The sequence below is a fragment of the Pleomorphomonas oryzae DSM 16300 genome, assembly GCF_000422965.1.
In the GTDB taxonomy this organism is placed as follows: Bacteria; Pseudomonadota; Alphaproteobacteria; order Rhizobiales; family Pleomorphomonadaceae; genus Pleomorphomonas; species Pleomorphomonas oryzae.
Window position 1 is genome coordinate 180,309 of record NZ_AUHB01000010.1, and the last position, 16,859, is coordinate 197,167.

The window sequence follows — 16,859 nt, forward strand, 5'->3', positions numbered from 1 at the left end:
GGTCGGAACCCCTGATCTTTTCGGGAGAGGCGCGTGCTCATTCTAGTCGGTCTCGGCAATCCCGGCGCCAAATACGCGTCGAACCGCCACAACATCGGCTTCATGGCGGCCGACGTCATCCACACGCGCCACCGTTTTCCCGCCTGGCGGAAGAATTTCCAGGCCGAGGTGTCGGAAGGCACCATCGACGGCGAACGCGTTTTGCTGATGAAGCCGCAGACCTATATGAACGAGAGCGGCCGTTCAGTCGGCGAGGCCATGCGCTTCCTGAAGCTCGCGCCGTCCGACGTCGTGATCATCCATGACGAACTCGACCTGCCGCCCGGCAAGCTCCGGATGAAGGTGGGCGGCGGCCATGGCGGCCACAACGGCCTGCGCTCCATCACCGCGCAGATCACCGACGCCTACCGCCGCATGCGGCTCGGCATCGGCCACCCCGGTGATAAGGCGCTCGTCCACGCCCACGTGCTCTCCGACTTCGCCAAGGCCGATCGCGACTGGCTGGTGAAGCTGCTCGACGCCATCGCCGATAATGCCGGCGAGTTGGTGAAAGGCGCCGACGCCACCTTCGCCAACCGCGTCCACGCCATCACCGAGCCAAAGCCGGACCGCAAGCCGAAGCCTGAGGCAAAGACAGAGGCGGCCGCACCGGTTGCCACCGCCCCCGCCGAGCCGCCGCCGAAGAACGCCATGGCGGCGGTGCTCCGCAGCCTGCTGGCCCAGAAGGACAGACGCTAGGCCAGACGCTGGCCAGCCATCCGGACATTTTCCTTGACGGGCAGCGGCGCGCTTCCCTAACACCACGCCAGACTTCACGCCTTTTACGAAAGCCTGATCACCATGGGTTTCAAGTGCGGCATCGTCGGCCTGCCCAACGTCGGCAAGTCCACGCTCTTCAACGCGCTCACCAAGACCGCGGCCGCCCAGGCGGCAAACTATCCCTTCTGCACCATCGAGCCGAACACCGGCGAGGTGGCGGTTCCCGACCCGCGCCTCACGGTGCTGGCCGAGAAGGGCAAGTCGGCGCAGATCGTGCCGACCCGCATCACCTTCGTCGACATCGCCGGCCTGGTGCGCGGCGCCTCCAAGGGCGAAGGCCTCGGCAACCAGTTCCTCGGCAACATCCGCGAGGTGGACGCCATCGTCCACGTGCTGCGTTGCTTCGAGGACAATGACATCACCCACGTCGAGGGCCGCATCGATCCGGTCAGCGACGCCGAGACGGTGGAAACCGAGCTGATGCTCTCCGACCTCGACAGCCTTGAGCGTCGCGTGGTGCCGCTGAGGAAGCGCGCCCAGGGCGGCGACAAGGACATCAAGGAGCAGGTCGAGCTGATGGACCTCGCCCTCGAGGTACTGCGCGACGGCCGCCCGGCCCGCACCGCATCCATCCCCAAGGGCTCGGAAGCCGCCTTCAACGCACTCAACCTCCTGACCTCCAAGCCCGTGCTCTACGTCTGCAACGTCGAGGAAGCGGCGGCCGCCAGCGGCAACAGCCAGTCGGCGCGCGTCTTCGAGATGGCCGAGAAGCTGGGTGCCAGGGCCGTGGTCATTTCGGCGGCCATCGAGGCCGAGGTCGCCCAGCTCGACGATGCCGAGCAGAAGGAATTCCTGGAGACGCTCGGTCTCGAGGAGCCGGGCCTCGACCGGCTGATCCGCGCCGGCTACGACCTGCTCGGCCTGATCACCTATTTCACAGTCGGCCCGAAGGAGACGCGGGCCTGGACCATCGTCAAGGGCACCAAGGCCCCCCAGGCCGCCGGCGTCATCCACACCGATTTCGAGCGTGGCTTCATCCGCGCCCAGACCATCGCCTATGAGGATTACATCGCCTATGGCGAGGTGAAGGCGAAGGAACTGGGCAAGGCCCGCGACGAAGGCAAGGAGTATGTCGTCGCCGACGGTGACGTCATGCTGTTCAAGTTCAATACCTGATACGATTTTCGCCACATTTTCGACGCCGCCGCGGAACTTTCGTGGCGGCGTCGGCGTTTCTATTGATGGTTCCCTTTGTGCATTTCCGATTGGAACAGTCCGTTTACCAATTGTTTACCGCGATGAACGCGAGATGAACGATGGGTTCGGCACCTGTTCAAGCCGGCGGTAATACGGTGACATCATGGCGCGGAAGGGATCGCGCCACACGAGAACGGCAGCATGCCATGGCCCGCAAGACCAAACTTCTGAGCTGGATCGCCGCCGCACTGGTGGCGCTGACCACCGTGGTCGCCGCCCGCACCCTGCCCGATCGCATCTGGCCGGGCAATTTCTCCGTCACGGTCGAGATTTCCGGAACGGCGGGCGCCGGTGTCGCCACCAGCTGGCAGGCACCATAAGAAAACGGCGGGCACGCTTGGCATGCCCGCCCGAAATCGATCCGGAGCGATGAAAGACAAAAGGACGCCGGCTGGGAAGATCAACTGGCGTGATAGGAGCGGCGGCCCGCCACTTCGTCGAGCGCGTCCTGCTCGGCCATGTCCTGAGCGGTCTTCTCGCGCATCTGATCGCGCTCTTCCAGAAGCTCGATCTTCTTCATCTCCTCCACCGCCTCGCTGAGCGCTGCCTGCGCCGCGTCGAGCTGTCCCCTGAGATCGTTGGCCGATCCCATGAGATTGTCGCGACGGGTCATCGCCGCCTTGGCGAAGGTCGGATAGGCGAAGTGCGTGATGTCGGTAATGCCGCTGCGCTTCTGCTCAGCCAGAATCTGCTCGTCGAGCTCGGAAGCCATGCGCTCGAACTCGGCAATCATCATTTCGATCTGCATCACCTGCCGACGCTTCTCGTCGACCTGAAACCGCTTGAGTCGGATGAGACTGTTGCGAGATTTCATTTCAAATTACTCCCCGGAATGCGTGTATCGTAAACCGACAGTGCTTTCCAAAAGGTGAGCAAGATCGCGGTAACCGTCATGACGACGGGTGCATTCGTCTTTTCCCTGGGTCAAAAAGGCTTCGAGCGGGCCGGAAACGTCGATCGACTGGTCGACTTCCGGGTTGCTGCCGCGCCGGTAGGCGCCGAGGCGGATCAGTTCCTCCATATCGGCAAAGGTGGCCATCAGTCGCTTGGCATCGCGAATCATCGGCCGGATCTCCTCCTCGACGCAGCCCGGCATGGTGCGCGACACTGTTTTCAATACGTTGACCGCTGGATAGCGCCCACGCTCGGCGATGGCGCGCTCCATGACGATATGGCCGTCGAGGATGCCACGCACCGCGTCGGCCACTGGTTCGTTGTGGTTGTCGCCGTCGACCAGCACGGTGAACAGGCCGGTAATGGTGCCGCCGCCCACCGGTCCTGGGCCGGCACGTTCCAACAAACGCGGCAGCTCGGCGAACACCGTCGGCGTATATCCTTTAGACGTAGGTGGTTCTCCGGCCGACAGACCGATCTCACGCTGGGCCATGGCAAAACGCGTCACCGAGTCCATCAGGCAGAGCACGTCCTGCCCCTCGTCGCGAAAATGCTCGGCGATGGTCAGCGTCATATAGGCGGCCTGCCGCCGCATCAGCGCCGTCTCGTCGGAAGTTGCCACAACCACCACCGAACGAGCGAGGCCCTCCTCGCCGAGGTCGTCCTCGATGAACTCCTGCACCTCGCGGCCGCGCTCGCCGACAAGGCCGATCACCGACACGTCGCAGGCTGTGTAGCGGGCCAGCATTGACAGCAGCACCGACTTGCCGACGCCCGAGCCGGCGAAGATGCCCATGCGCTGGCCGCGGCAGCAGGTGGCGAAGGTATTGAGAACACGGACGCCGAGGTCGATCGGATCCCCCACCCGCGCCCGCTCGGCCGCCTGTGGCGGTGAAGCGCGCAGCGGCATTTCCCGTGAGCCCAGGGGGAGCGGCCCCTTGCCGTCGATCGGCTCGCCGAAAGCATTGACCACCCGGCCGAGCCAGCCGTCCGACGGCCGCACCGACGCCGAGGAGGTGGCGATCGTCGCCTTGGCGCCGAGGCGCACGCCCTCCATCGAGGCGAACGGCAGGCAGAGCGCCTTGCCGTTGTTGAAGCCGACCACCTCCACCGGCACCTGGGCGCCACCGAAGCCACTGACCATCAGGCGGGCGCCGACGCTCATTTCCTGCACCGGACCGGCCACCTCCACCAGCATGCCCTGCACGCTGGAGACGCGTCCGTAAATCTCAAGCGGACGGAGGGCGGCGATTTCGGCGGCGAGCCGATCGAGGGGCATGGCGGCGTTTCCGGCAAAAGGTTGCCAAATTGATTCGGATTTGCTGGTCAGTGTAACGCTTCGTTAAGGTCGGGCGTTAATACTTTGCTTAAGAGTACGGCGGCGACCGACCGGGTCATCCGGGGTGTGGACAAGGAATCTTCGTAGAGTCGGCAGAATCGCTTAGGCAAAAATGTTAATTTGCTAGGTGAGGATAACCAAGGCCGATTTATCGTTGAATCCTAAGGACCTGCCCGACCTTTCGTAGGATTTTCGTCAAAGTGCTTGCGGCCGAGAATCATTGTTTGTTAACCATTCGGGACTAGCCTTGGATCCGATAAGCCATGTCCGGCGGAAGACCGGACGAGCTACCGACAGGATGTCGGGCCCGAGGCCCTAGAAAAAGGGGATAACGGAATGCGAGTTTTGCTGATCGAGGACGACAGCGCGACCGCACAGAGCATCGAGCTGATGCTGAAGTCCGAGAGCTTTAACGTCTATACGACGGATCTTGGCGAGGAAGGTATCGACCTCGGCAAGCTATATGACTACGACATCATTCTGCTGGATCTCAATCTGCCGGATATGTCTGGTTATGAAGTGCTCCGGACGCTGCGCGTGTCCAAGGTCAAGACGCCGATCCTGATCCTGTCCGGCCTCGGCAATATCGAGGACAAGGTGCGCGGTCTCGGCTTCGGTGCCGACGACTACATGACCAAGCCGTTCCACAAGGACGAGCTGATCGCCCGCATCCATGCCATCGTCCGCCGGTCCAAGGGCCATGCCCAGTCGGTCATCGTGACAGGTGATCTGGTGGTCAATCTCGACACCAAGACCGTCGAGGTCAATGGCAACCGCGTGCATCTGACCGGCAAGGAATATCAGATGCTGGAGCTGCTTTCCCTGCGCAAGGGAACGACGCTTACCAAGGAGATGTTCCTCAACCATCTCTATGGCGGCATGGACGAACCGGAACTGAAGATCATCGACGTGTTCATCTGCAAGCTTCGCAAGAAGCTCGCCAATGCCACCGATGGCCGCAACTATATCGAGACCGTCTGGGGCCGCGGCTACGTGCTGCGCGAGCCCGACGAGATCCAGGAAGCGGTCTGACACGACCCAACCCAACGAGCCGCGGCGCGTTTTCCCCTTTCGCGCCGCGCTCGATTTTGCGCCCCGGCTTTGCCGGGGTTTTTTATTGCCTGAACGGATCCTACTCGACGGACTTGAAGCTCATGGGCAGCGCCGTGCTGCCCTCGCCGCCGGTTTCCGCCCGGATCCAGGCGGCAACGCCGCGTCCGGCACCGGCCAGCGCCACCACTTCGATGGCTGGCTGCTGATAGGGATGATTGGCGACGATCGCTGTAAACAGCGATTCCACGAAGTCCTCGCGCGTCTTCATGGTGACGAGCACCTCGTTGTCCTCGTTGACCTCGCCCATCCAGCGATAGACGCTGCGAACGCCCGGTACGATGTTGGCGCAGGCGGCAAGGCGCCGCTCCACGACGAGGCGAGCGATGGCGAGCGCCGTCGCCTCGTCCGGACAGGTGACGCTGACGATGCGCAGGTCGTCGACAGGTTTCGACATGAATTCTCCCGCAGCTTCAGGAAATTACCGGGCCGGAGAGAATCGCGGCCGGCACGGCACGTTTCCTTTTCCACGAGCCCATGCTAGACCATATCCCACGAAAGTGGACCCCCATTTGCGGCGGGCGTATCGTCCGGATGCCGGCTGGCAGGGGGCGGCGACGGCCGATCGGAGTAAGCGGCCCACTGGACGACTGACGCGACGGATCTGATGCCGCAAAACGGACGCCCTTCTTTCGAACACCTCTCCTTCGTTTCCAGCGATACGTCCGAGGCCCAGGACGCCAAGGCGCGGCTGATTGCCGAATATGGCATGGTTGCCCCTGAGGATGCCGATGCCATCGTGGCGCTGGGCGGCGACGGGCTGATGCTGCAGACGCTGCACCGCTTCATCAACACCGACAAGCCGATCTACGGCCTCAACTGCGGCTCGGTCGGCTTCCTGATGAACGAGTTCCATGTCGAAGGCCTGCGCGAGCGGCTGACCGATTCGGTGGTCACCGCCCTGCATCCCCTGGCCATGGAGGCGACGACGGTGCTCGGCGACACCCACCTCGCCCACGCCTTCAACGAAGTGTCGATGATGCGGCAGACCTATCAGGCCGCCAAGCTCAGGATCTCCATCGACGACAAGGTGCGCCTCGACGAGATGAGCTGCGACGGCGTGCTGGTGGCGACGCCGGCCGGCTCCACCGCCTACAACCTTTCCGCCCACGGTCCCATCCTGCCGATCCACGTGCCGCTTCTCGCGGTGACGCCGATCAGCGCCTTCCGGCCGCGCGGCTGGCGCGGCGCCGTCATCCCCGACCGCTGCTCCATCGTCATCGACGTGCTCGAACACCAGAAGCGGCCGGTTTCCGTTGCTGCCGACCACCAGGAAGTGCGCGACGTGCTGCGCGTCGCCATCAAGGCCGACGTGCGCCAGCGCAGCCTGATCCTGTTCGATCGGAACCATGGCTGGGAGGAGCGCGTTCTCACCGAACAATTCCGGACCTAGCATCATCCGACCGGAGTGAAACGAGGATCGAAAAGATGATGCGTTCTAAACAAGACCACAGAGCGGCGTCTGATTCACTCAGATCGCCCGCCCTAAGGCCGCAACGTTTCCTTAAGCCGCAGCGGCGACAATCACCCCTTGCGGCCCACCCCGTGTAGTCGACGGAACCAACGCCGATGTCCAAGCCTTCTGACGCCCCCGAATACATCGAGGCCAAGAACGACCTTCGCAAGAAGGTGCGGGAGATCCGCCGTCGCTCGCCAGCCGACGATCCGGTGAAGCGTGCCGAGGCGGCGCTGCAGATTCTCTCGACCCATTTCGACGACTGGATGCTCGACGAGGTCAAGACGATGTTCGCGACCCGTGATGCCTGGGTCGCCGTGGATTATCGCGAGGGCGAGGAGAAGCGCGCCTTCCATCGTGCCGTCCACGACATCAAGGGCCAGTCGACGACGCTCGGCTTCCCGCTGGCCACCCGTGTGGCCGGCAGCCTCTGCGCCCTGCTCGAACGCATCACCGATCGCGCGCTCACGCCGATCGACCTGATCAACCAGCATGTCGACGCCATCCGCGCCATCGTCCGCGAACGGGCCAAGGACGAACAGAACCGCGTCGGTTCGGCACTGACGCACACGCTGCTTGAGGTGACGGAAGCCTATATCGCCAAGCACGGCCACGCCGACGAAGAAGACGACGGCGTCATCATCCGCGATCTCTAGCCGCAGCGGATCAGATCGCAGTGCACCAGTGCGCCCTCCGCCAATGCGGAGGGTTTTTCATGTGCGAAACGAAACTCGCGATGGCATTCAGGCGGCGGCTCGCCGACGCTCGCGCCGTGCCGCCATCATCTCGCGCGCTGCCAAGCGGGCGCTTTCGGCGGCGAGGCGCCGGAGCATGGCGAGGAGATCGTCCACCTCACCCGGCGCAAATTCCTGATAACGGGTGAGGATGCGCTCGACCATCCGACGGCCGAAGCGGGGCTCGTCGCCTTCGCGACCGTCATAATCGAGCTCACGCCAGACATCGAGCGCGGCGAGGAAGGCCGCATGGCTGCGCTCCGGCAAACCGGCACGCGAGAACAGCGCCCGAAGTGCGGCCGGCCGCCCATCCATCAGCAGCGCGTAGACGCGGGTGGCCGGCAGGCCGGACAGGCGGGCGAGCGCCGCTTCCAGGAAGCGGATGTTTCCCTCGCACATCGAGCGGATGAGCAGCGCCGTGGTCAGCTGCCCGGAGGCCCGGAGATGCTCGACCAGCGCGGCGAGTTCCGCTTCGGCGGCCGAGCCGGCCAGGAATACCGTTGCCTTGTCGCAGGCCTCGCGCAGCACCACGCCGGCCCGCTTGGGCGCGATCCACGCCCGGTCCACCAAGAAGCGACCGAGCTTTTCGCCCAGCGCCGAGATCAGCGATTGCCGCACGGCAAGCGGGAGGTCGCGGCGGGCGAACAGAGCCTCGCGGATATCGCCGTCGGCACCCAGGCGGCCGGCGATGGCCGCGAAGGCCTCGCCATCGAGATCAGCGCCGGGGTTGCCGAGCATGGCGAGCACGGCGTCGCGATCGCCTTCGGCGGCGATGGCGTCGGCGACATCAAAGGAAATCCAGGGACGGCCGGCGATCGCCTTGACGATCGACGGCGTGCCCAGCGACACGGCAGCCACCAGCTCGCTATCGATTAGGCAGGGCGAGCGGCGAAAGATCGGCTCGGCGATGACCGGCAGATCCTGCGACAGCGCCACGATGAGATGGCGCGGCGCCGTTTCGTGGATCGACAGCGCCTCGGAGAGCGCGCGGCGGACGTCGGGCGATGGATCGTCGGCGATCAGCGTCAGCGCGGCTTCCATCATCTCGCGCGCTTCCGGCGTCATGTCACCGTGGACATAGCTCCTGACCAGAGCCGGCACCGCCGAGGCGCGCGCCGGCGCCGGAGCATTGTCCATCCAATCGATGAGCCGAAAACGCCCCATATCCCACGTCCCGTCACGCTCTCCACCGGCATTACGCGCCGGAGGTCACGAGCGGGATGTTCCCACGCCGACCCTTAAGGATTGGTTCACCATGATCTTGATCGATCAGGAGTATTCATCAAAGCCCGATCGCAGAAGCCATCATGCCGAAGACCACCCCTGACAGGCAAGCCCAGCCATACGTCAGTCTTTGAGGAAAGCGGCGAGATCGAGCGGGCCGCTGACCTTGAAACCGCGATCGAGGATCTGGCCCGGCTGGCTGGCGCGCAGCGCCGCGCTGGTGTCGGCCGCGGCGGCGGCGGTCTTGGCGAGCTGCGAGCTATCGTCGGCCACCGCTGCGTGGAACAGCGTGGGCGACAGGCTGAATCCCTGCCAGAAGGAGCTGGCTGCATTGGCCGCCGCCGGAGCGTCGGTGCGGTAGATCGACGAGAAGGCGGTGGTCGGCGCCGCTGCCGTCCAGCCGGAATTGGTCGGCGTGCCTTCGGTAGACGTCAGCGCCGACAGGGCCGATTCCGCCTCGGCGATGCGCCGCGATGCGCCGCCGCCCGACTCGGTATCGGTATAGCCGAGCGCCGGGTCCCAACGGGTGGTGACCGGCTCTTCCGTCCGGTCGAGGCGGGCCACGATGTGGCCGGCATCGATGGCGACAGGCGCCGTCTCGCCGTGCTTGCCCGTCAGGTTGGCATAGACTTCGGCAACCGTACGCTCGCGCCTACCCTCGTAGAAAATGGTGGGATTGGCCCGCGCCGCCTGCGGGAACAGATCGGCGGCGCTCGACGTCGGGTCGCTGCCGGCGGCGCTGATCAAGGACGACGCCCCCTTGGCGCCGAGGAAATGGGCGATGTAAAGCTCACCGGCCGTGGCGTCACGGCCGATATCGTCGCGGAGCGAGGCGGCGTTGCGGCGCGTCAGCGCGCCGGCCACCAGCGAGGACACGTTGGGATCTTCCCGCAGCGCCAGGATCTTCTGCCGCTCGGCGGGGTCTGCCACCTGATAACGACCGTTGGCCGTCTTGGTGATCTCGGCGCTATACTGCCCGAGACCCAGCGACGGGCCTTCTTCCTTCAGCGTCTTGAGCCAGGTGCCTTCGACGAACTGGAACAGGCCGGTCGCCGAGGAGGTCGACGCCTTGGCGTCGGGCCGCAGCGACGACTCCCGTTGTGCGGTGTCGAGCAAATATTGAAAGGACGTGCCGGTGGTGTCGCTCGCCGCGTCAAAGGCCTGCTCGATGCGGCCGGAAATCCCCGTTCCGGAGAGGCCCGTTTCCGAAATGCCTGTTGACGGGATCGGCGGCGCCGTCGTCTTCTGCGCCGGCGTCCCGTAGACCCATTGGAAAACTGGATTCATGGGTGTTCCACCAGCAAGGACCCTCCCGAGAACCCTCCAGGTCTCCCCGGCGGATCAGAAGGGCAAGGCTTGGCAGCCTTGGTTAGTTCTTTGTTAATCATTCTGGAGTGGAATGGTTAAGGATTAGTAAATGTCATTCATCTTCCAGTTACTCGGCAGAAACATCAGAAAAGACTTGGTCAATCGGCCGGCGTTGCTCTGGCCGCTTGTCGCAGCTGGTGACCCGTCGCCGGGGGTCACTTTTTCCGTGGCAACCAGCGAGCCCGATGCCGCGAGCATTGCCATCGCCACCGGCGCCCGCGCCGTGCTGGTCGCCGTCCGGGATGACCTGGCACCGGCCGATCGCATGGCCATCGCGCTGTCGGTCAAGGAAGCGGAACTCGGCCTTGCCGATGGTGCCCTGGCACTGATCCTTGAAATCGCCGGCCCCGGTGCTGCCCTTCAGCTCGCGCATAACCTGCCGGCATCGCGGCGGCTTGCCGCCATCGGCATCGATCTCGACGGTTTCAGTTTGGGAGCGACGGGAACCGTTGACGCCCCGCGCTCGGTCGCCGCCGGTTTTGTGGCGCTTGCCGGCGCGGCGCTTGGCCTGCCCACCTACCTCACCGGGGCGGGCAGCCTGTCGCCGTCCGGCACGCCGGCCGTCGCCGGTTTCACCCATATTCTCGTCAACCTCGATGGTAATGCTCGCTCCCCAGCGGCGAGCGGTTCCCGACGGACAACGGGTCTTTTGCGGTGATGCTTCACCGCCGGTATCCAGCGGGTGGCGCTCCACGCGTCAGGAATCCTTCGTCCATACCGATCCCCTGCAGAGCAAATTCGAGGTTCAACTAGGCGCCGGATCAAGCGCAAGGCGAAATCCACCAACGCCATGGATAGCTTAACGGGTACTTGTCCTTTTCGACTCATGCATCGAGGCGCGGCGCGCCGACGCAAATGCCTGGGGCGGAACCACTAGCGAGAAAACCGAACAGCCTGTATTTTTCCTAAACGAGCAACTTGCGACGGAGCAGCCGGGCACCCCCCGCACCCCATGGGCTACCTCTTTGAAATCGGCGTTATCTTCATTCTCCTGATCCTGAACGGCCTCTTCGCCATGTCCGAGCTGGCGGTCGTATCTTCGCGCCGTCCACGCCTGGAAGCCATGGTCGCCAAAGGTTCGAAGGGCGCAGCAACCGTCCTGAAACTTGCCGCCAATCCCGGGCGCTTCCTGTCCTCGGCGCAGATTGGCATCACCTTGGTCGGCATCCTGGCCGGCGCCTATTCCGGCGCCACGCTATCGGAACCCTTCGCCGAATTCCTGCTGGCTGAAGGCGTTCCCGCCTCTTTCGCCTCGGCGTTGTCCATCGCGGTGGTGGTCGGCTTCATCACCTATTTCTCGCTGGTGATCGGCGAGCTGGTGCCCAAGCAGATCGCGCTCGGCAACCCGGAGGCGGTCGCCTCGGTCATGGCCCGGCCGATGGCCTTCATCGCCTTCATCGCAACGCCAGTGGCTTTCGTCCTCGAACGCTCGAGCCGCCTGATCATCAGCACGCTCGGCCTGAAATCCACCGGACAGAGCGCCGTCACCGAGGAAGAAATCAAGGCGGTGATCGCCGAAGGCACCAACTCCGGCATTCTCGAACCCGAGGAAAAGGAGCTGATGGCCGGCGTCATGCGCTTCGGCGACCGGTCGATCCGTGCCGTAATGATCCCGCGCCCCGACATCACCGGCATCGACCTCGACTGGGACGATCAGCGCATCATCGAGGCGATCGCCAACTCCTCCCACTCGCGCTATCCGGTGTTCACCGGCTCGATCGACATGGTGCAGGGCGTCATCCAGGCCAAAGATTTGCTCGACCAGCAGCTCAAGGGCCAACCGCTCGACATCAGAGGCCGCATCCGCCAGGTTGACATGGTGCCGGACACCGCCTCGGCCCTCGACGTGCTCGACACCCTGCGCCGCTCGCCGCTGCAGATGGTGATGGTGATCGATGAATACGGCTCGGTCGAAGGCATGGTGACCGCCGCCGACATCCTGACCGCCATCGTCGGCAACCTCGGCGGCGAAGCCAGCGAAGAGCTGAGCGAGATCGTCACCCGCGCCGACGGCAGCTGGCTGATCGATGCCGATCTCGGCGTCGATCTGGTGGCCGAGAAGATCCACTGTCAGGGCCTCGATGACCCCGACCGCGACTACGAGACGCTGGCCGGCTTCGTGCTGTCGGTAACCAAGGCCATTCCGTCGACCGGCGATATCGTCGACTGGCGCGGCTGGACGTTCGAAATCGTCGACATGGATGGGCGGCGCATCGACAAGGTGCTGGTCACCGCGCCACCGGGGTCAGAGGCCTGACGTCTGAGGCCCGACGTCTGAGACTGGACCGACAGCCCGCAAACAAAAACCCGGGATGGTCCGTGCAGGAACCACCCCGGGTGAAATCCACCCATGATGCGAGATCGTCTCGTCATCAATTGCCGGCAGTGAAATTGCTTTCAATCGTCGCCAGGTTGTGCGCCGATCTGCCGGACAATTCCGGAACAGGCCGCGGCGCAGGCATTCACCGCCTCGCGGCCGATCGACTCGGCGATGCGCTGGCTGAGCTCGGCATAGGCCGCTTCGATCGGCGCGATCGTCTTGCGGCCATAATCGGTCAGCGACACCAGCGTCTTGCGGAGATCTTCGAACTGCTGGGCCCGGTTGATCAGGTCACGCGCTTCGAGATCACGCAGAATGCGCGACAGGCTCGACGCCCGAACGAACGTATTGGCCGCCAGCTCCGAGGCGATCATCGGCGACCGCGCTCTGAGCTCGTGCAGCACCCGCCATTGCGGTTCGGTAAGGCCGGCGACCTTCATGCTCGGCCGTAACGTTTCGATGACCGATTCATAGGCGAGCAGGAAGGTTTTCATGAGGTCGGGTTCGACCGCCATGGCTGCCTCCCCTGCATTTTGTCGAACGGAGGAAAGGAGGGTGCTGGTGACCACTTGCTTCGACCTTGGGAGAATCGCGTTGAGTTTTTACCTAGTAAACAACAACATCAGAGATTTCAAGCATGCGCTTCGCATATGACGGAAATAGCGACCCTGTCCTGCAAGACTTTAGGAAAGTTTCCGTAAACCGTACCAGCAATGAAAATTGTTTCCTAATCATTGACATAATTACATTTACATACCGGAATGTATCTCCATGATCCTGCCGGGTAAATAAGATTTGATCGCCCCTAGTTTCGAAAATTTTCAAAGAGTGCGCTGCGCGTTACAAACCGGCAATTGACCTAGCCGGCAGTTGACCCGGGAAATGTTATGTTATAACGCTTCGTTCCCCCGAACCGCGCACCCAGCAAGGGGCCGCCATGCCGCACGATCCGCCTCGCCCCCTGCCGTCCCCCATGGCTGATGCCGGTCGATCTGTCATCGTTGTCATCAGGCCATCGGTTCTCCGTCTCGGTCTCGGCGCTCGTCTTGTCGGCGCGGCCTGCCTTGTTCTCGGCATCTGGATCGTCATCGGCTGGGGGCTCAGGTGAGAAACAGGGACGAGGCTGTCCAGTCGACCGGCGGTGCGACGCTCGCCTTTGTGAACGCTACCATCGGCTACGATCGCCACCCGGCACTGCATCATGTCACCGCCAGCTTTCCGGCCGGCAGCATGACCGCCGTCGTCGGCCCCAACGGCGCCGGCAAATCCACCCTGCTCAAGGCAGCCATTGGCCATATCCGGCCGATCGAAGGCAGCATCGGCGTCGAAGGCTGTCGACGGAGCGATATCGCCTACCTGCCGCAGCTCGCCGAAATCGACCGCAACTTTCCGCTGCCGGTGTTCGATTTCGTGGCCATGGGGCTCTGGCAGCGGCGTGGCGCTTTCGGCGGCTTCCGGCGCGCCGACGATGAAGACGTGGCGCGGGCCTTGGCCGGCGTCGGCCTGATCGGCTTCGAACAGCGTTTGCTCGATACCTTGTCCGGCGGCCAGTTGCAGCGGGTTCTGTTCGCCCGTCTCACGCTGCAAGACGCGCCGCTGATCCTGCTCGACGAACCGTTCACCGCCGTCGACGACCGCACCACCGACGAACTGGTGAACGTGGTGGCCAACTGGAATGCCGAGGGTCGCACGGTGATCGCCGTCTTGCACGACCTCGACCTGGTGCGGCGCCGCTTCCCACGCACCCTGTTGATCGCCCGCCAGCTGATCGCCGAGGGCGACACCGAGACCGTGCTGACGAGCGACAACCTCGCCGCCGCCCGCCACTACATCGAAGCCTGGGATGAAGCCGCTCCCTATTGCGAGGTCGAGCCCACCCCATGACCGCCGCCGATCTGCTGTCCGTCTTTTCCGATTTTGCCTTCATGCGCCGGGCGCTCGCCGGTTGCCTGGTGCTGTCGGTGGCCGCCGCGCCCGTCGGCGTGTTCCTGATGCTCCGCCGCCTGTCGCTGACCGGCGACGCCATGGCCCATGCCATTCTGCCGGGAGTCGCCGCCGGCTATCTTCTCGCCGGCCTCAACCTGTGGGCCATGACGGCGGGCGGCCTGGCCGCGGGCCTTGCCATCGCGCTGTTGGCAAGCACCGTCACCCGACTGACGCCGCTCAGGGAAGACGCTTCGCTCGCCACCCTCTACCTCGTATCGCTGGCGCTCGGCGTCATCCTGATTTCGGCGCGCGGGTCGGCGGTGGACGTCATGCACCTGCTATTCGGCTCGGTGCTGGCCATCGACGACACGGCCCTCACCTTCATCGGCATCGTCGCCTCGATCACCGTCGTCGCCTTCACCATCCTGTGGCGTCCCCTGGTGCTGGAGTGTGTCGATCCCGGCTTTCTCAAGGCGGTCGGCGGGCGCGGCGCCATCATCCACGTCGCCTTCATGCTGGTGATGGTGTTGAATCTCATCGCCGGCTTCCAGGCACTCGGCACGTTGCTGTCGGTCGGCCTGATGATGCTGCCCGCCGCCAGCGCCCGTTTCTGGACGCGCTCGCTCGGCGCCATGACGGCGGTGGCCATGGCCCTTGCCGCCCTATCGTCGGTGATCGGCCTCATCGCCTCCTTCGTCGCCAACCTGCCGTCGGGCCCGGCGATCATCGTCACCGCCGGCATGCTCTACGCCTGCTCCATCGTCTTCGGCCCGACCGGCGGCCTGATCGCCCGGTTCAGGCCGGCCCGCCACCGCACCGGCTGAATGGGCGCCTGTAAGTGAGCAAGCGCGCGGTCTCGGAAACCCGTTCGAACTTGAAGGTCCGCGCGCACCGGAAGCGCTGAAGACGATCAATTGCCGCCGAACGACAATTCGAGCGCTCAGTCAGGATGGAGAGCCTGATTGCGGCGCGTCATCCGACGGCTCATTGCCCTTGGCCAGGGCGGATTCGATGCGCTGGCGGGCGACCGCGTTACGGGCGCGCAGCATCTTCAGCCGGTTGGCGAGATCATCGATCCGCGCATCCTCATCGGCATCGACGATCTTCGGCTTATCGGCTTGCCGCTCGGCCTTCGCCCCGAAATCGACGTGAATGACCGGCGCCGGCGGCGTGGTAGGCATCGACGGGGTCATCGGCGCATGCACGATCGGCGGCGTGTGGGTGAGATCGGCAATGGTCTCGGACAACACGGCAATGCGGGCCTCGGCCTCGACCAATGCCATCTTCATGTCGGCCGCCAGCGATTCCGCCTCGTCGCGGCTTTCCTCGGCTTCCATCGACCGGATGGCGACCTGACGCTGCAGGTCGCGCCGCTCGGCATCGACGCGCGCCACCGCCTCATGGGCGTAGCGGGCGATCGAATGGGCCTCGTTGAGACGCTTTTCATAGTCGGCGATCGTCGCCTCGAAGCCGACCTTTTCCGCTTCGAGCGCGCGCGCCAGCTGGCGATCCTCAGAACTACGAAGTTCGGCGGCGGCCACCGCCTGCCGGGCGACGTCGAGTTCGACCTCGATGCGCGCCATGCGGGCCGCCATTTCTGCCCGGATCGCATCCTTGGCAGCCGCCATCTCGGCAACCGAACGCGGCAGTTGCTGATCCAGCCGTCGCCTGTAAAGGCGCACGGCACGCGAGTTGATCGCCGGCATCAGCAGCAGCGCGAAGAGCCCCGCCGTCAGCACACCCGCCAGAAAGATCAGCACCGTCTCGATCACGTCATGCCATCCTGCGGCAGATCTATCTACCGGATACTATTTGTCGCGCATCGAGAAGGAAACGGTCAAGGGCGGACCGGGGTTCCGATCCACCCGATGACGAAAAAAGGTGCGAAAGCTGGCTCGCCAGCCGCCGGAACCATCAGAATGGGTTCCAAGTTGCCTGCGGCGTGAACTTGAGATAGCCGACATTGACGCCGAGACGGGCACCGACGCCGGTGCGCACCGGCACCAAAGTGATGTTGCCCTGGCGCAGCGCGGTGATGCCGAAGCCGCCGACCAGATAGGCCGAACCGTTGACGCCGCCGTAGCGCTGGTAGATCGCCTGCATCGAGGGCAGATTGTAGACGAGGATCATGGTGCGGGCGCCGTCGCCGCCGACATCGAGACCGAAGGTCGGTCCCTGCCAATAGACGCGCGCCGAGCCAGCGTTGCGCGTATAGAGCGTTCCCTCGCCGTAGCGCAGGCCGCCGACAAACGCACCCGAGCCCTCCTGGCCCAGGATGTAGCCGTTGGGCTCGCCATAGCTCGACGCCGCCCGTTCGATGGCCGAGGCGAGGCCGCCCGACATTTCACCGAAGAACTTGTGGCCGGTATCCACCAGCTCGGATGACGAATAGGTCTGCTGCTGCCTCTGCTGGGCGGCGGCGGCGGGCATCACCGCGGCGGCCACGAAGGCCAGCAGAAGGAAGGGCAGCGC

General features: G+C 64.4%; 19 protein-coding genes. 11 read left to right on the forward strand and 8 right to left on the reverse strand.

The window, feature by feature from the left end:
* Window positions 1-33: 33 nt before the first annotated feature.
* The 3 genes from pth to G522_RS30095 all read left to right on the forward strand — a co-directional run bounded on the left by pth (window position 34) and on the right by G522_RS30095 (window position 2,336).
* Window positions 34-738 (forward strand): aminoacyl-tRNA hydrolase, encoded by a 705-nt coding sequence (gene pth / locus G522_RS0117090; RefSeq protein WP_026792089.1) that lies wholly within the window; start codon window positions 34-36, stop codon window positions 736-738.
* A gap of 102 nt (window positions 739-840) precedes the next feature.
* Window positions 841-1,935 carry a redox-regulated ATPase YchF gene (gene ychF / locus G522_RS0117095; RefSeq protein ID WP_026792090.1) on the forward strand — a complete coding sequence of 365 codons (1,095 nt, stop codon included), beginning with the start codon at window positions 841-843 and terminating at the stop codon, window positions 1,933-1,935.
* A 227-nt stretch (window positions 1,936-2,162) separates the two neighbouring features.
* Window positions 2,163-2,336, forward strand: a complete 174-nt coding sequence (locus G522_RS30095; RefSeq protein ID WP_156886974.1) for a hypothetical protein — start codon at window positions 2,163-2,165, stop codon at window positions 2,334-2,336.
* 80 nt (window positions 2,337-2,416) lie between these two features.
* Here G522_RS30095 and fliJ read toward each other — a convergent pair whose 3' ends face one another.
* Both fliJ and fliI read right to left on the reverse strand, forming a co-directional pair.
* Window positions 2,417-2,830 (reverse strand): flagellar export protein FliJ, encoded by a 414-nt coding sequence (gene fliJ, locus G522_RS0117105; protein WP_026792091.1) that lies wholly within the window; start codon window positions 2,828-2,830, stop codon window positions 2,417-2,419.
* A 6-nt stretch (window positions 2,831-2,836) separates the two neighbouring features.
* Window positions 2,837-4,189, reverse strand: coding sequence for a flagellar protein export ATPase FliI (gene fliI / locus G522_RS0117110; protein WP_036839757.1), 1,353 nt, complete (start codon window positions 4,187-4,189; stop codon window positions 2,837-2,839).
* Between the two features lie 396 nt (window positions 4,190-4,585).
* Here fliI and ctrA point away from each other — a divergent pair, with 396 nt between their 5' ends.
* On the forward strand, window positions 4,586-5,281 hold the full coding sequence (ctrA, locus tag G522_RS0117115) for a response regulator transcription factor CtrA (protein ID WP_026792093.1): 696 nt from the start codon (window positions 4,586-4,588) through the stop codon (window positions 5,279-5,281).
* Window positions 5,282-5,381: 100 nt separating this feature from the next.
* On the opposite strand, the gene cutA is transcribed toward ctrA, so the two are convergent.
* On the reverse strand, window positions 5,382-5,756 hold the full coding sequence (cutA, locus tag G522_RS27355) for a divalent-cation tolerance protein CutA (RefSeq protein WP_051228724.1): 375 nt from the start codon (window positions 5,754-5,756) through the stop codon (window positions 5,382-5,384).
* Window positions 5,757-5,966: 210 nt separating this feature from the next.
* On the opposite strand from cutA, the gene G522_RS0117125 reads away from it, so the two are divergent.
* On the forward strand, window positions 5,967-6,752 hold the full coding sequence (locus G522_RS0117125; RefSeq protein WP_026792094.1) for an NAD kinase: 786 nt from the start codon (window positions 5,967-5,969) through the stop codon (window positions 6,750-6,752).
* A gap of 176 nt (window positions 6,753-6,928) precedes the next feature.
* A complete protein-coding gene (locus G522_RS27360; protein ID WP_036839760.1) occupies window positions 6,929-7,471 on the forward strand; it encodes a hypothetical protein in 543 nt (180 codons plus the stop codon).
* 87 nt (window positions 7,472-7,558) lie between these two features.
* Here the strand turns inward: G522_RS27360 and G522_RS0117135 are convergent, their stop codons facing one another.
* On the reverse strand, window positions 7,559-8,713 hold the full coding sequence (locus tag G522_RS0117135; protein ID WP_026792095.1) for a DUF2336 domain-containing protein: 1,155 nt from the start codon (window positions 8,711-8,713) through the stop codon (window positions 7,559-7,561).
* Window positions 8,714-8,896: 183 nt separating this feature from the next.
* A complete protein-coding gene (locus tag G522_RS29100; protein WP_051228725.1) occupies window positions 8,897-10,060 on the reverse strand; it encodes a hypothetical protein in 1,164 nt (387 codons plus the stop codon).
* Window positions 10,061-10,190: 130 nt separating this feature from the next.
* Between G522_RS29100 and G522_RS29105 the strand changes: the two genes are divergently transcribed.
* A complete protein-coding gene (locus G522_RS29105) occupies window positions 10,191-10,799 on the forward strand; it encodes a hypothetical protein (RefSeq protein ID WP_026792096.1) in 609 nt (202 codons plus the stop codon).
* Between the two features lie 294 nt (window positions 10,800-11,093).
* On the forward strand, window positions 11,094-12,398 hold the full coding sequence (locus tag G522_RS0117150) for a hemolysin family protein (protein ID WP_026792097.1): 1,305 nt from the start codon (window positions 11,094-11,096) through the stop codon (window positions 12,396-12,398).
* A 140-nt stretch (window positions 12,399-12,538) separates the two neighbouring features.
* Here the strand turns inward: G522_RS0117150 and G522_RS27375 are convergent, their stop codons facing one another.
* The gene (locus G522_RS27375) at window positions 12,539-12,976 is read right to left on the reverse strand and encodes a MarR family transcriptional regulator (protein ID WP_051228726.1); all 438 of its coding nucleotides are present in this window, start codon (window positions 12,974-12,976) and stop codon (window positions 12,539-12,541) included.
* A 422-nt stretch (window positions 12,977-13,398) separates the two neighbouring features.
* Here G522_RS27375 and G522_RS30100 point away from each other — a divergent pair, with 422 nt between their 5' ends.
* Genes G522_RS30100 through G522_RS0117170 form a run of 3 tightly spaced genes read left to right on the forward strand, consistent with a single transcriptional unit; the run spans window position 13,399 to window position 15,211 of the window.
* Complete coding sequence (locus G522_RS30100) at window positions 13,399-13,569, forward strand: hypothetical protein (protein WP_156886975.1); 171 nt, start codon at window positions 13,399-13,401, stop codon at window positions 13,567-13,569.
* On the forward strand, window positions 13,566-14,345 hold the full coding sequence (locus tag G522_RS0117165; protein WP_026792098.1) for a metal ABC transporter ATP-binding protein: 780 nt from the start codon (window positions 13,566-13,568) through the stop codon (window positions 14,343-14,345). Before G522_RS30100 ends, G522_RS0117165 begins: the two co-directional genes overlap by 4 nt.
* Window positions 14,342-15,211, forward strand: a complete 870-nt coding sequence (locus G522_RS0117170) for a metal ABC transporter permease (protein ID WP_026792099.1) — start codon at window positions 14,342-14,344, stop codon at window positions 15,209-15,211. The genes G522_RS0117165 and G522_RS0117170 overlap by 4 nt, the downstream gene beginning before the upstream one ends.
* 120 nt (window positions 15,212-15,331) lie before the next feature.
* Here the strand turns inward: G522_RS0117170 and G522_RS29110 are convergent, their stop codons facing one another.
* Window positions 15,332-16,159: a hypothetical protein gene (locus G522_RS29110; RefSeq protein WP_051228727.1), complete on the reverse strand. Its 828-nt coding sequence runs from the start codon at window positions 16,157-16,159 to the stop codon at window positions 15,332-15,334.
* 142 nt (window positions 16,160-16,301) lie between these two features.
* Window positions 16,302-16,817 carry a DUF1134 domain-containing protein gene (locus G522_RS0117180; protein WP_245586686.1) on the reverse strand — a complete coding sequence of 172 codons (516 nt, stop codon included), beginning with the start codon at window positions 16,815-16,817 and terminating at the stop codon, window positions 16,302-16,304.
* Between the last annotated feature and the right edge of the window lie 42 nt (window positions 16,818-16,859).